Origin of the sequence: Shewanella marinintestina, from assembly GCF_023283845.1 — a bacterium.
Taxonomy (GTDB): Bacteria; Pseudomonadota; Gammaproteobacteria; order Enterobacterales; family Shewanellaceae; genus Shewanella; species Shewanella marinintestina.
Map to the genome: position 1 here is coordinate 63,629 of NZ_JAKILC010000001.1, position 14,438 is coordinate 78,066.

The following is a 14,438-nucleotide window of genomic DNA, read 5'->3' on the forward strand; positions in this document are numbered from 1 at the left end:
AGACAAAAGTTCATCATTAACCGGAAGCCAGTGTAAATGGCTTCCTTTTTTTATGACTTTTTGCGCTAAATATGGGCTTTACTGTTAAATTGCTATTTGAATAAAATCCCTAAAGCCCTTAGGATCTGGCCAACGAAAATATCAACAAGATAACAGACAATGCCAGCCAACCAGATAGACACACATAATGAACCTTTAACGCTTTATTTTATCTATGATTCACACTGCCCGTGGAGCTACGCAACCACACCAGTGGTTGCAGAACTCCTGCAAGCTTTCGACTATTCAGAAACTCACTTGCTACATTGTGCCTATTTCAATGGTAAGAATGCGCCAAAGCCTAAGCAAATAGAGCAGGTTAGTGCACTTAGTTCAGTAGAGTTCTCAGATGCTTTCAAGCAAGCCAATCATAAAGCTAACTCAATTAAAGTGGCAAACTTTATGTCTTGGGCGCAATCTAAACAGGCTGATAAAGAATTTGAGTTACTGCAAATGATTCAGCAGCAACATTTTGTTGAAGCAAACCCATTTAACACTCGTGAAGACTTCGACAAGCTCATCAATCAATATAAGTTGTCACCGTCGAACAAAGTCTTTAAGGATGCGATCAGCCACGAAGCGGAAAGTGTATTAGCGGGTATTGCTGAAATTGGCGAGGCAATTGGAACTGCTGCGTTCCCAGTACTAGTCATGACCCAAGGTGATGAAGCCATCTTTATTGACCACTCACTCTATCTATCTGAGCCTAAAGCAGTAGTAGAAGCAGTGCGTGCTGAGCTAGCTGCACTTGAAGGCTAGTTTATAGTGATAGCGTATAGAGAGTCAACGACAACCTTTGTTTAACGGTTTATTTGACTCTCAAACCTCTCTTAACTGCCTTCAGGTAAACTAAAGTAAATGGTCAGCCATTTAGCAGCATCTATCTCAGTTTGAAGTACATGCATTAATTGGTATAACAAAGCCGAACTAACGCAATATAAAATACAACTAATCCAAGCCACTTAAACACTAACAGGGTATCTAGCATCATACAGTTACTCCGTAGTAAATCACTATCACGAGCTAGTCACTAGGGCCATGTTGAGCCGGTACTGCTAAAGTAGTCGTTACCCTTTAAACTAGCGTATTTAACGTCAACCACCCTTAACTATCAGTTACTACTTCAATGTTGATTAAGAAAAGCTACCTCTTTCAAATCATCATTTTGTAATACCAGCATTGAGGCTTGAACCATTAATCTCTTTAGCCTGCATGGTTAACAAAATAGAGCATAGCAAGCCAAGGTTAACTTCAGATTAAATCGGCTAATATTTACGCTAAAAAGAGTGGCTTAGCTCACAAAATTGAAGCCATTACGGCTTTTTTCGAGCATAAACGTGAATGTATCGCCCTAACGACAAAAACGGCTCCTGACGACACAGTTTTTGCTCCATCGCGACAATCTGCTCAAAGGTAAAATCGCCCATATCATGATTTTGCATGTAATCATGGAAAGTTCTAACACCCGTTTTGCCCAAGATCTCAAAACCTGCTTGCTCTAAACACTGATATACAGATTCTGGCGCGATCCCTTGTTGTGGTTGTAGCTTAAAACGCTTACGGTGCGGCATGCCTTGTTCAATATGATTCAAGTTGCCACAAATCAGGTTTTTAAACAAAAGACCGTTGTAGTTGTAGAACATCACCGAAATGATCCCGCCAACTTTAACTTGCTCAGTTAATGTAGCTAATGCGCCAATAGGGTCGGCAAGCCATTCCATCACCGCATGAAACAAGATTAAATCGACAGGTGCAGAAAGATGCTCAGCAACCTGCTGCACAGGGCTATGAATAAAACGGTAGTTATCGATTAATTGATTGTCAGTGATATCTTGCTTAGCAAGTGCCAGCATCTCGCTGGAAAGATCGCACAGGCTAACATTGTGGCCTAACGCTGCAATTTTCTGTGACAGCTGCGCCAGCCCGCCACCGGCGTCTAATACAGATAGAGCACTAGATTGCTCAATATTGCCAACGGGCACACCTAACGCTAGTAAAATTTGCTCAATATCTTGCCAAACTACTGTTTGTCTTATTTCACCTTTTGCGGTGCCATAAATACTGGCGGCAAATTTATGGGCTAAGTCGTCAAAGTTTCTGTCTTGTTTAATCACTGCAGTGTTACGTTTTCAGGCTAATTTGATAGGGCGCGGATTCTCTCACAGCAAGACAATAAAATAAAATTTTGTCGTAAGTAAAAGTGATACCAAGATAAAGTAGCCTAAGTTTAATTGGGGCTTTTAGCGCTAAAACGGTTATTCAATGAGGTTGCACGGTTTTCGCCTTAGCGTTACTTATGCTTGATTTTGAATAGAAGTCTCAAATTTCCCCGGGGTTATATTTTTATTTTTGCATAACTCACACATAAATATGCGTGACGGACATGTGTTCTGTTGAAAGCAACAAATAAAAAAACGGCTAAGTGAACATCACTTAACCGTTTTTATCACACTGCATTAACGTATAGCCTAACGACGGAAAGTCACAGCTTCGACTTCGTTAAGATGAATTTGGGTTTGTGCAATTTGCGTCTCGGCTAACACCTTACCTTGGCGAACTGAATAACGGACAGGCACCTGACGACGCAGCGCATCAAAGCCATTATCTGCAGGTAAGATCAGCAAGTTACCCGGCTTACCCAATTCGATACCGTAGTTATCTTGGATATTAAGGGTGCGAGCAGACTTGTTAGTGATCAGCTCAAGCGAGTTGTTGATTTGATCGTACCCCATGATTTGGCAAACATGTAACCCCATATGCAACACTTGCAGCATGTTAGCAGTACCCAGTGGATACCAAGGGTCGAAAATATCATCGTGACCAAAACAGACGTTAATGTCGGCTGCTAACAACTCTTTTACGCGGGTAATACCACGGCGCTTTGGATAGTCATCGAAGCGGCCTTGCAGATGGATGTTAACCAGTGGGTTAGCAACAAAGTTAATACCTGACATGCCAAGCAAGCGGAATAAACGCGAGGCATACGCGCCATTGTATGAATGCATTGCTGTTGTGTGGCTTGCGGTTACGCGCTCGCCCATTTCATATTTGTGGGCAAGGGCTGCAACGGTTTCAACAAAGCGTGACTGCTCGTCATCAATTTCATCACAGTGAACGTCGATTAATCGGTCATACTTACGCGCAAGTTCAAACACATAATGTAGCGACTCTACACCGTATTCACGGGTAAATTCAAAGTGCGGAATCGCGCCAATTACATCTGCGCCTAGCTTTACCGCTTCTTCAAGTAACTCTTTACCGTTCGGGTAAGACAAAATACCTTCTTGTGGGAAAGCCACAATCTGGATATCTACCCAGCCTTTCATCTCTTCTTTTACTTCAAGCATGGCTTTAAGTGCAATAAGAGTCGGATCAGACACGTCAACATGAGTACGAACGTGTTGAATACCGTTAGCAATCTGCCACTTTAAGGTTTGCTTAGCGCGCGATTTTACATCTTCAATCGATAGCATCGATTTACGCTCAGACCAACGTTCAATACCTTCAAACAGGGTGCCTGAAATATTCCAGCTTGGCTCGCCCGCAGTTTGGGTGGTATCTAAATGAACATGCGGCTCACAAAATGGTGGCACAGCCATGCCGCCTTCGCCATCAATAACTTGAGTCGAAGCATCGTATTGCAGCGCTTCAGTCATAGGGCTAATTGCTTTGAACTTGCCGTTTTCAATCAGCAATTGTTGTAGGCCAGCATGGCCTTTTAGCGTTACATTCTTAATCAACATACTTGCTGATGACATGGTGTTTTCCTTATGCATTGGTTGCATTTGTACAATCTGATTTAACTAATTTGCGTTTAGATAACTGCTTTTGCACTTCATCTAATAATAAGTAACTAATGGCGCCAGCAAGAACCGCATTGATAGGTACGATGCCTGGTAATAAGTGGCCAGCGAACACACCAAACATAACCCCGCTAATTGCCGCCCAGTTAACGGTGGTAAATTTAGCATTGGCGAAGTCTTTGTATTTTTCACGATTACGTAGGTAGTCGGCGATAATAATGCCACCAATCGGCGGAATGGCAGCCGACAGGAAAGTTAACCAGCCAACGAAGTTATTATATAACCATAGCGCGCACAAGGTGCCGATTATGCCGTTAAATATCGATAAGTATTTGCTTGGTAAACCGGTGATATTTGAAAAACCCAGACCAGAGGCATAAAGCGCATTGTCGTTTGTCGTCCAAATATTCAAGCCTAAGATAATAATCGCTGGGATCAATAGCCCTTGTGCAATCATCACCTCTGAGATATCTGCTTGCCCTGTTGCCGCAGCGCCAGCCGCGCCGAAGATAAACATTAGTGAATTACCCACGAAGAAGGCAAACATGGTAACAAACACTGCCGTCTTAGGGTTTTTACCGAAGCGGACAAAATCAGCCGTTAACGTACCAGCAGAGATAAATGAACCGACAACTAGCACTAACGCCATATTAAAATCGATTGGGTTCTCTGGCTCAACCGCCATTAGGCCTTGCATCCCGCCCATGGTCTCTACCGCTTGAATAACTGAGAAACCACCGAATAGCGCAATAGCAGGAACAGCAATGGCAGATAAGATCATGATAGCGCCAATGCCGAAGTAAACAGTGAAGGTCATGAGTAGACCAGAGATGATAATGAGGAGGTTAGTATCGATGCCAGTGGCTTTTTGAACTGGGATAGCAAACATTGCCACGCCAACACCAAACCAACCAACTTGAGTGCCACCAAGAAGTAGCGAGGGTAACCAAGAACCTTTTAAACCGAAAGAGTAACGAGCGAGGAGGTGGGTTGAAAGCCCTGTTTGAGCGCCAATATAACCAAGAAATGAAGTATAGATACCGAGAATTAAATTACCAATGAGAACTGCGAGAACAAAATCATTAAAGGAGAGGCCAGTGCCGAGCGTTCCTCCGGTCCACATACTTGCTGAAAAAAAAGTGAGTCCCAACATCACCATCGTTAGGGAAAGAACGCCTTTACGCGCTGAAATAGGTACCGGGCTTAAACTATAATTATTATCGCTTGCCATTTATTGTCCTTGGATTAAATAAAGAAAATACACGGCTTACCTAACAATGCAAAAACGCCAGCAATACTGGGCTACAGCAGTTACACGTCAGGCAAACGGCGCGTAGTTTAGTCATAATCAAAAACGAGTCAAGCAAATAAACATGCTAATTTACTAAATAAAGATATACGTAACAGCAACGTAAACACAAGGACGCCGCAAGGTTGCTGTGCATTACTAAATGGGACGCAACCAATGTAAAAATGTTAGCTTTTTTCGCTTCAAAACCCACGGCTCACACAGGTGTAACTAAAGGTATCAAGCTGGCCTAGTCATACTTTTAAGTGCAGTACAGATCATTATCTTGGTTAAACGAGAAGATTAACCGATTAAATTAACAGCAGGGAGGTAGCGACTATATTATTACGCTTTTGCTTTGGGCTTAAAAAAGGCAAGCAGCGGAATTAAGCATAAGTAAGACACTAATAGAAAGCCAAAGGTATACACAAATGCTAAAAGGGTGGATTGCTGCAATAACATATTTTGCAGTTGAGCGATAAAACCCGGATCGGTGATGCTAACGCCTTGCTGATGGGCTGCATTTTGCAAAACAGGATTACTCGGAGACAACGCGCCACCAAGTTGATTCCATTCTTGCTGCTTTATTCGCGTAAAATAAGTATTGACGATTGAAATACCAAAAGAGCCTCCTATGGTGCGGCACAAGTTAAACACCACCGCGCCGCCTACGGTATCTTTAGGCGATAAACTGGCGTAAGCCAATTGGCTTAAAGGCGCGAACACTAATCCCATACCCGCACCTTGAACAATACTCGGCAATAGCACCCAGTAAATATTAATCTCCAGCGAATATTGGGTCATTAAGTAAGTACCAAATGCATTTAAACTCAGTCCTATAACAATTAATAGTCTTGCATCGACCTTATCCATATAACTGGCCATAGCAATCAACACAAAAGCGGAGGTTAACCCGCGGGGCGCCATTGCAAAGCCTGTGGTATCGACTGGATAGTTTAATAACTGCTCTAACATCATTGGCTGTAATTGGGTAATGCCGAACATCCCCATAGAGAAGCCAGCCATCACCAGGCAAGACATGGCTAGGTTTCTGTCTCGTAATAACCAAACTGGCGCAATATCGCTTTTGGTAATAAACGAACGCGCAACGAAAAATATAATTGCGATTACACTAATAATCGCTGACAACAAAATGGTGTTTGATTCAAACCAAGATTCATCGTTACCGCGATCTAGCACCATTTGCAGTAAACCAATTCCTATGGTCATCGCTATTACGATGGGCCAATCAATTTTGGGCTTACCTTTGCCGTTTAGCTTTACAAACAGATAAATCAAACTCAGGCACACTGCGCCTATGGGGAGGTTAACGTAAAAAATCCAGCGCCAGTCCATGTTCTCAGTAATGATGCCGCCAAGTGTTGGCCCAAGAATAGGCCCCAGTAACACGCCAACACTAAACAGTGCCATCGCCTTACCACGCTCGGCAGCGGGGTAAATCTGCACCATGATTGACTGTGACAGTGGGATCACCGATGCACCAAACGCACCTTGCATGACCCTAAATGTCACCATTTCGGCAATCGTATCGGCTTGACCGCACAGCGCTGAACTCACAATAAAACCGCTAACCGATAAAAGTAGTAACTGACGAATACCAAATTTAAGCGCGAGAAAGCTCGCAAGTGGGATAAATATGGCCTCCGCCATTGAATAAGATGTCAGTACCCAAGTGACCTGATCTGATGTGACTCCCAAAGCGCCCATCATGTGAGGTAACGCCACATTGGCAATGGTCATATCAAGCAGTACCATAATTGCAGACAGCATTACAGCCAAAGTCACCAATTTACGGCTGCCTTCACTTAAAACCTGACTTTCTTCAGCCGTATTATCAGATTTAGCACTGACTGCTCCTTGCGATTCTATAGCCATTGCGTTGCTACTCTACAAGGTCTACTGAATTGTTTGTTTTGCTGGTTTTAGTTAAATCCCGGTTTTCAACATTATCATTTCTGACGACTTTCGCATCTATGTTGCTAAGGTTACTTGTGTTGCTGTTCGCTGTAGCAATGGGCGAGACCGTATCAATTGTCACATCGGCACTCGCGCCAACACGCAGGGGAAAGTCGGGGTGTTCATGTTCGTTGATTAAACGGATTAATACAGGAAAGCGCTGCGGCACTTTAACCCAATTACCGGTTGCATTTTCTGGCGGTAATAAAGAAAAAGACGAGCCACTTGCAGGAGAAATAGCTTCAATATGACCGCTATAATCGACCTTAGGATACAGATCTAAGGTAATGCTGGCAGCTAAACCCGTTTTAAGTCGCTCAAGTTGAGTTTCCTTAAAGTTTGCTTGTACCCAAAAAGTGTTGTCGACAACTAATGGCACTAATGCTTGTCCGGGCGATACAACACTACCAGCATGAACCGCTAGTTTACCCAGCTTGCCGTTATGGGCGGCAAAAATGTTCGTGTAAGATAACGACAAGCTTGCCTGGCTTAGAGTTGCAGCGGCTTTTTTAACTTCAGGCGCGTCGTCTCCTTGTGCCCCTTGAGCTTTTATTAATTGCGACATCGTTGCTCGCGCTGCGATCACATTTTCTTCGGCTGTTGCCTGTTTTGCACGGGCATCATCTAGATCTTGTGCTGGCAGTAATGCTTGCGCTACCAATTGTTTAATCCGCTGATAAGTCGCCTGGGCGTCATTAAGTTGAGCTACCGCACTTCTTACATTTGCGCTTGCCGCTAATATCGCATCGCCAGAAGCTGCATTATTTTGTAGCGCCATAGAATAGGCTGCGCGCGCTTCATCTAGCTTTGCCTGAAAAGGGGCGGGGTCGATTTGTACCAGCAAGTCGCCTTTACTAACGGTTTGATAATCTGAGGCGTTCACGCTGATAACCTTGCCGTTTACCTGCGGTGCAATATATATAATATTGGCGTGCACATAAGCGTCATCGGTGCTTGGGTAATTTTTTTGATGCTGAATATAGAAGTAACTCAAGCAAAAGACTAAAACCAATAAACTCAGTGCGATGAAAAGGTTTCGCATTAGATGCGATTGCTTTGGATTATCACTCATAAGGGTAAACCTAGGTAATGAACAAATACCTGAGCTTCTCTAGCTCAGCATATACAAGCAGGACACATTTAACGCCTTCAACATATCCATTAGCGCAAACTTAGCCTGCAATAAAGACTAGACCATGATTGTGACTGTAACTATATAAATGCCTAATAAATCGACTAAAGGAGGAGGGCGCCGGTATCAGTTTCCTGAGTTATAGACTCAACGAAAAAGCTCAGTTAAGCGTCTAATTGACCTCAGTCTCGGACGTTTGCAGTTTGAATAGCTTTTTAGCCTAGACTGATACCATAACGACCTTGCTTACGTTATATTGAAACCATCAACGACTCACATGCAAAAAATCGAAGAAACCGTTATGCAACAAGAAGCTTTAAAAGAACATATCCAGCTTTGGTTAAATAGGCCCATTGACAATGGCGCAGTACGCGAGTTACTCAACGCATCGGTCGCCATGGCATCTGATATCGGTAATATTAGACCTGAAAATCAAGACAGGGTTGTATGTGTGCAAGTCCAAGTTTCTGCGTCAACGTCGTTTATCATAGGTGTATTGTGCGACGGCATGGGTGGAATGGCATCAGGCGCGAACTGCGCAAGCCTCAGTATTGCCACATTTTTAAGTAGTTGTATCAAAAACCAATTAATGCCTATTGGCCAGCGCTTAATTACTGCAGTCGAAGACGCCAATAATGACGTTTACACTCTTTATAACGGTAATGGTGGCGCAACGTTATCGGCGTTTATTTTTGATAGCGATGGCCAGTTTGAGGCAATCAATGTTGGTGATAGCCGAATCTATGCCAATTTAGCCCATGGAATTAAACAGTATTCAAAAGATGACACCTTTGCAGGGCAAAATGCTGATGCCGCCGGCGTGCATTTAAGCAAAGGCTTATTGCAATTTGTTGGCGTTGGGCCTGACATCAAGCCGCAACTGGTTACGTTTCCTAAGATCCGCCAAATCAAACGTCTTATTTTAACCTCTGATGGTGCGCATTACATTGAGGACAGTACCTTTAAACAGATCCTCAATCAGCGAACATCAGCAGCAGAGCTTTGCAAAAGAATGATTGATGTCTCTAAATGGTGCGGCGCCTTTGATAATACCTCGATATTAATCGCTAATGATGTACTTAAGATATTCGCCAATACTGACGAAACAGCAATCCCGATTGGCACAGTTAAGCTAACCGACGCGTTTGGTGAGATTCACTTTATTGGCGTTACCGCATTAGATACCTTAGATCCAATTATTAGAGCTTAAGACGTCATTTCTTTAAACCGCTCACTTAAATGAAAGTGAGCGGTTTAAAGCCGTTCGGTGATCAGTAAAATTACAAGATAATTTAGATCAAAGCAGCGCACTTAACTCGATAAAAAAATCATGGCCATTGGTGTCATGGTTAATAACTATGTTGCAATAAATTCAAGTAGTTATTCGTATCCCACAAGACTCCCACTCTGAATAACATATCAAATCAGCGTTTAATAAACACCGAAAAATGGATGGCAATTGCTCAAATAACATTGCTTCTCACAATGCACGCTGAATCAGCTATACACGTGTATAGTTACAATGCTAAAGTATTACTCAATCAATCTATTGGGGTAATATATTTTGGGTATTAACGAGTTCTTTGAAAAAGTGCTTGGACAAAAACTGCCTAACCAATACTCCTGGGGATGCTTTGTGCCGGCAAGAAATGCTATGTGTTTAACGATTTGGCAGGAAGAAATTTGCCATGGACGTGCTGAAGTGCATTCTGAAACACCATATCACACGAAAGCTGGCCATATAAACCATAATTGGACTGCACGTAAAAATGACCTTGAGCTGGTTCAAAGCGGAGTTGCAACGTTTGGTGTAATGATATCGTGTGGCAAACTGGTCGATGAAGATAAATGGAATATTATGCAACTCAATTCTCATCAGGTTTTTAAACTAACAGATCTTCAATTCGACAATGACTCGCAAAAATGGACAATGGCAGTCGATCTATGTGAGCCAGTAAAGGTTGAAAAAGTTTGTTTTGATACCGAGGCAGCATTGAAAACACTCACCAAATCAAAACCAGCTTTTATCACAGTATCTAAAGCGATAAACCTAGGCTGGCAACTCGTAGGATTGAATGAAATCGTGGCGACACTCATGCTTAACAACAAACAAAGAATGACAGTGTCGTTATTCGATGGGAGTTACAGCCGATGATTAGCCAAGGCGATTTTTGTCCACATTGCGGATTAATTATTGTCATGCCGCCAGAGCTTGATCCCGAATGCCGCTGTTGTGGTAAGAGTGTTTTAGAATAACAAAAAGTAACCATTAGAATGTCTAAGAACTTGCTATCAAAAGGCTTATCTATATGGTCAACAATTGCTTTTAAACAGCAATGACCAATTAGCATCTAGAGTTACCGAGACTATGTTATTCGAACAGAATAGGCGGCGTCATTCGATATACTATAGATAATCACAAACCCAATTTAACATAATATACATTGTGCGCACAGTTGTGTAATGATACCTGAGTCATCGATTAGTGGTACTGATAACTTCTTTTGTAGGCTTTTGACGCTTTGATTGATTCTCACTAGGTTTGGTAAATGTCCAGTTATTACACCTCATTGAGTTAATAATTCGTCAATCCTAACGAAGCCGTTAATCTTATAGCCTAAATTTTTGTTGCTTCCCTTTATTAATGGCAACTGTCATCCAATTTGAAAATCTCAGTCACCGTTATGCCACTATATATGTAAACATGATTTCAGTTTGCGTTGTACACCCAAACAAATCTCTCGCCAAGTCGACCGCAGTTTTAGTTACATAATTATTGGCTAAGCAAATATTCGCGGGCGCAGTCAGCTCCAAGCCTGCATTTGTCTGCAATAGGCCCATCGTAAAATGACGGAACCTAATGAAATGGCGAGCTTTGTTTTCCTGCCAGTTTTGAACTGCTAACTAGAAATAAACAATCATTTGTTTATTAGCGCTAAAAACAGCGATTAAATCCTAAATTTAACTGTGCGCTACGTAAAATCTGGTGAGCTGAGCTAGGCAAAGTTTAAAAGCAGCCACACAGCGCGCGGTAATTATTTACTCTGCATCGGCTTGGAATCATATTTTGTCAGCAATATAACTATGACTATGACTTTTTGCTTGAAAACTTGAGCTAGATAACTAGAGTTGTAATTCACTCAATTTACTCACCAAGCTTTTAATCTCAATAACTAGAGACGACTTTGTGCTTAGCTCGTTCTAAGTGTTAGTCCAAGTCCTAATCCGAGTATGAGCCCGGCCAATATAAAACTCTATTAAGACTTAAACCAGCATAAACCTAACTAAGCCATTTAAGTTATCAAGGCTAGATTGCAATAATGTATAGCGATAACTGAAGGCATGGTTAGCGCCGTTCCTATTAGGATTAAGTCCTGTTTTAGCAGCAAAAGCCTAGGATGGATTTAACAACACTCGACAGCTAATTTAAATCGATTCGATATGGGTCTTCGCATGCAGCAAAGTTCGCTATGTTGTACGATAAGCAGCATAACTACATAATAAAAAAGACATTAAACGGTCTGGTGACATGAACGAAGATGCAATAATAATTAAGTATGCGTGCTAGCAAAAGCCCTTTTTAGGCAATTGCCGATAATGTCACTTATCGGCATTAACTGGTTTCTGAAAAACCATAGCCAGACCGAAGGCAAAACCAAGTTCAAAGCCAGTAGCAATCTATGCAGCAACAAACTGAGTTTATATATTTAGCTACTTGCTTAGACGAAGATGTAGAGTATCGAAAAGAGTCAAATTCAGATAGTTAATTCGAAAATAGGAGCTGATGCTGAATTTTAACTATCCTAAAGATTCCTACATAAACAGCATGTTCCGTACGCATAAAAGGTATAGGTTTTGTTTGTTCCAATCGTAATATATCGTTCATTATGAACGATAACTATCAGGTCCATACACTAGGTTTCGGGGCTGCCAGCCCCCCCTGCTCGCCTTGTATTAATCAGTGTGTATTGTAAGCATGTGTTGATAGTTTTAATGTTGCTCTTTACTCATCATAACCACCTAGACAACCTTTCTGTTCCCTACTCTTTTTAGTCGCCATTTATTAGCATTTATCTGGTGCAGTAGCTCGGGACATAACAGTATAAGATAAAGACTTACCGTCTATTTTAAACATGTCTTTTATCTCACCGCACTTTTCAAACCCGGTGCTGATATACAGTTTTTGCGCGGCTAGATTATTTGAAAGCACCCAAAGATCAACAAACTCGATTACAGGTTGATCTGCCACCCACTCAAGCATTTTATTGATTAATTGCTTGCCGAGCCCTTGTTTTCGAACTGAACGGTCGACACCTATTCCCAGTAATACCCTGTGTTTAGTATGGTTTTCTGTATGCGCTCGAATATCGATGTGCCCTACTATCTTTTTGTTACCATCGAATGCCAGCCAAAGACGTCGCCAGCCTTAGTTTTAGACACAAACAAACTGTACCCGTTAACGGGTACGGTTTTGGTTATATTTTTTAGACTTTAGCTAAAGAAAATTTTACATTCTTATATTTTTCGTATACTAAGTTTTCGTCAGCTTCGTCTGCTTCATCTTGCTTGCTAGCAAAGTAGCGTTTCCCTAGCTTCATTTTATTGCTGGTGTAAAGATATCTATTAAACTCTATAAAAACTTCTGTAAGTTCAGAATTAACTGCAATGTTATTATCCTCTATTGATATAAAACCATTCTCAATAAACCAAAGAAGCATTCCATCAGTTTTAAATTCAGAGAGTTTTTTGGGATTGAACTTTTCGTTCAAATCAATTTTACTTAACACTAACATTAGTTCTCTTGGATTTACGAGCATAGTGAACACATCGTAGGAGAAATATTCACCAAATTTAACATAGTAACCTAACAATTCTCTATCTAACTTTGAAATCCGAATTAAGCCAGAGCTTAAGTAGCTGTTTAGGATGCTTTTTCTTCTTTGCTTCTTAACTAACTCGTAAAGAATAGTACCTATTTTAACTAAAAGTGAAATTGCAAGCAGTGTTATCGAAATCACTTTTAATACTAAGTTAGTAGCCTGTTCTGTAGGAATGCCATTCAGCAAATCAAAACCATTATTGTTAATTTTCTCTCGGCTAATGACTTTAAAATCATCTGTCATGCCCGCAATCTTTCCATATGGAATGATTTCTGGTTGAACACCTTTTGAGTGAAGCACTAGTATTTTGATTTCTATAAACTCGCCCGGCTCAAAAATCAGCTTTGGTAACAACAATCCGTCTACGATTTGAGTTAACGTTGAATTTGTCTCAAGGTAATTGTTACTAGCTGCTGTTACTGACGGTTTGCTTGTCACCTCACCATTTTTAATTTTTAATCCAACAAGGTAGTTATCATCATAATGCATAGCCAAAATGCCTGAAGAACCATTGTTTATGATTTGAACATTTATAGCTTTCAGCTCTTGATTATTCTGCTTTAAGCTATTCCCATTGTAAATCACATCCAAGTTACCTATGTCTTCCTTAATATCAAAAACAGATATTTCAGATTGAATCACAAAGTCTATTCTTGGATTGTTATCTCTAAATTGAAAATAAAATGTAATTACAGCAACTACTACGCCAAGAATAAGGCCAAAAGCAGATAACGCGTACTTTTTTTCAGCCGACCTTAACACCTCTAAGATTCCCATTAATAGCATTCTCTCATAAACTAAATGTAACTCAGTTAGTTACTCTCTATTATGATATATCGAAAAGGTCACAAAATGTAGCTAAACTCCTAGATTCCCCCTTGCTCACTTTCCCCGTCACATCGTCCCGTTCAACAAAGTCCAACGGCTTTAGACCCGTCATCTCTGACACATGCACATCGATCTCTTTCGCTACCATCTTGGGGTCATCGGCTCGCTTGAGTCGCCCCGTTCTGAACAGTGTGGCGTTAACTCTTTACTACCAGCATGGCTGGTTTTGTCAGATTCGGCTGGTCGTTGAGTAAGTGCGAAAATTGGCGATAGACCACGAGCGCGGCCTTTACAGATAAGTAGCCCCCACCAGTATGGTGCTTTGCTGAGGCTAGTTATATCGGTGGTTTGTTCCGCTACGACTGCAGCATTACACAAACTGGCACAAGGCGGCTCATAGTGCGCCGCTAACAGTGTCAAAGTAAAGCTTTGCTAGAAGTGCTGTGCAAGCTTCTAAATCAGGCCACAAATGTTCCCTACATTTGTTGTGA

The 14,438-nt window shown here is 41.5% G+C and carries 12 protein-coding genes; 3 read left to right on the forward strand and 9 right to left on the reverse strand.

All coding sequences use genetic code 11. The features are described from left to right. Window positions 1-159 precede the first annotated feature (159 nt). The gene (locus L2747_RS00295) at window positions 160-798 is read left to right on the forward strand and encodes a protein-disulfide isomerase (protein WP_248997139.1); all 639 of its coding nucleotides are present in this window, start codon (window positions 160-162) and stop codon (window positions 796-798) included. A gap of 554 nt (window positions 799-1,352) precedes the next feature. On the opposite strand, the gene cmoM is transcribed toward L2747_RS00295, so the two are convergent. The 5 genes from cmoM to L2747_RS00320 all read right to left on the reverse strand — a co-directional run bounded on the left by cmoM (window position 1,353) and on the right by L2747_RS00320 (window position 8,179). After that, window positions 1,353-2,153 (reverse strand): tRNA uridine 5-oxyacetic acid(34) methyltransferase CmoM, encoded by an 801-nt coding sequence (gene cmoM / locus L2747_RS00300; protein ID WP_248997140.1) that lies wholly within the window; start codon window positions 2,151-2,153, stop codon window positions 1,353-1,355. Window positions 2,154-2,507: 354 nt separating this feature from the next. Further along, complete coding sequence (locus tag L2747_RS00305) at window positions 2,508-3,797, reverse strand: cytosine deaminase (RefSeq protein ID WP_248997141.1); 1,290 nt, start codon at window positions 3,795-3,797, stop codon at window positions 2,508-2,510. Window positions 3,798-3,807: 10 nt separating this feature from the next. Next, complete coding sequence (gene codB, locus L2747_RS00310; RefSeq protein WP_248997142.1) at window positions 3,808-5,073, reverse strand: cytosine permease; 1,266 nt, start codon at window positions 5,071-5,073, stop codon at window positions 3,808-3,810. A 402-nt stretch (window positions 5,074-5,475) separates the two neighbouring features. After that, window positions 5,476-7,026 carry an MDR family MFS transporter gene (locus L2747_RS00315; RefSeq protein ID WP_248997143.1) on the reverse strand — a complete coding sequence of 517 codons (1,551 nt, stop codon included), beginning with the start codon at window positions 7,024-7,026 and terminating at the stop codon, window positions 5,476-5,478. Window positions 7,027-7,033: 7 nt separating this feature from the next. Next, window positions 7,034-8,179, reverse strand: coding sequence for an HlyD family secretion protein (locus L2747_RS00320; RefSeq protein WP_248997144.1), 1,146 nt, complete (start codon window positions 8,177-8,179; stop codon window positions 7,034-7,036). A gap of 337 nt (window positions 8,180-8,516) precedes the next feature. On the opposite strand from L2747_RS00320, the gene L2747_RS00325 reads away from it, so the two are divergent. Continuing rightward, entirely contained in the window at window positions 8,517-9,449 is a 933-nt protein-coding gene (locus tag L2747_RS00325) for a PP2C family protein-serine/threonine phosphatase (RefSeq protein WP_248997145.1), read from the forward strand. A gap of 354 nt (window positions 9,450-9,803) precedes the next feature. Continuing rightward, window positions 9,804-10,394 carry a hypothetical protein gene (locus L2747_RS00330; RefSeq protein WP_248997146.1) on the forward strand — a complete coding sequence of 197 codons (591 nt, stop codon included), beginning with the start codon at window positions 9,804-9,806 and terminating at the stop codon, window positions 10,392-10,394. Window positions 10,395-12,302: 1,908 nt separating this feature from the next. Here L2747_RS00330 and L2747_RS00335 read toward each other — a convergent pair. The 4 genes from L2747_RS00335 to L2747_RS00350 all read right to left on the reverse strand — a co-directional run bounded on the left by L2747_RS00335 (window position 12,303) and on the right by L2747_RS00350 (window position 14,367). Beyond that, window positions 12,303-12,647 carry a GNAT family N-acetyltransferase gene (locus L2747_RS00335; protein ID WP_283107127.1) on the reverse strand — a complete coding sequence of 115 codons (345 nt, stop codon included), beginning with the start codon at window positions 12,645-12,647 and terminating at the stop codon, window positions 12,303-12,305. A gap of 76 nt (window positions 12,648-12,723) precedes the next feature. After that, window positions 12,724-13,896 carry a YjcQ family protein gene (locus tag L2747_RS00340; RefSeq protein WP_248997147.1) on the reverse strand — a complete coding sequence of 391 codons (1,173 nt, stop codon included), beginning with the start codon at window positions 13,894-13,896 and terminating at the stop codon, window positions 12,724-12,726. Between the two features lie 49 nt (window positions 13,897-13,945). Continuing rightward, window positions 13,946-14,095 (reverse strand): hypothetical protein, encoded by a 150-nt coding sequence (locus L2747_RS00345; protein WP_248997148.1) that lies wholly within the window; start codon window positions 14,093-14,095, stop codon window positions 13,946-13,948. After that, entirely contained in the window at window positions 14,089-14,367 is a 279-nt protein-coding gene (locus L2747_RS00350; RefSeq protein ID WP_248997149.1) for a hypothetical protein, read from the reverse strand. The genes L2747_RS00345 and L2747_RS00350 overlap by 7 nt, the downstream gene beginning before the upstream one ends. Window positions 14,368-14,438: the final 71 nt, after the last annotated feature.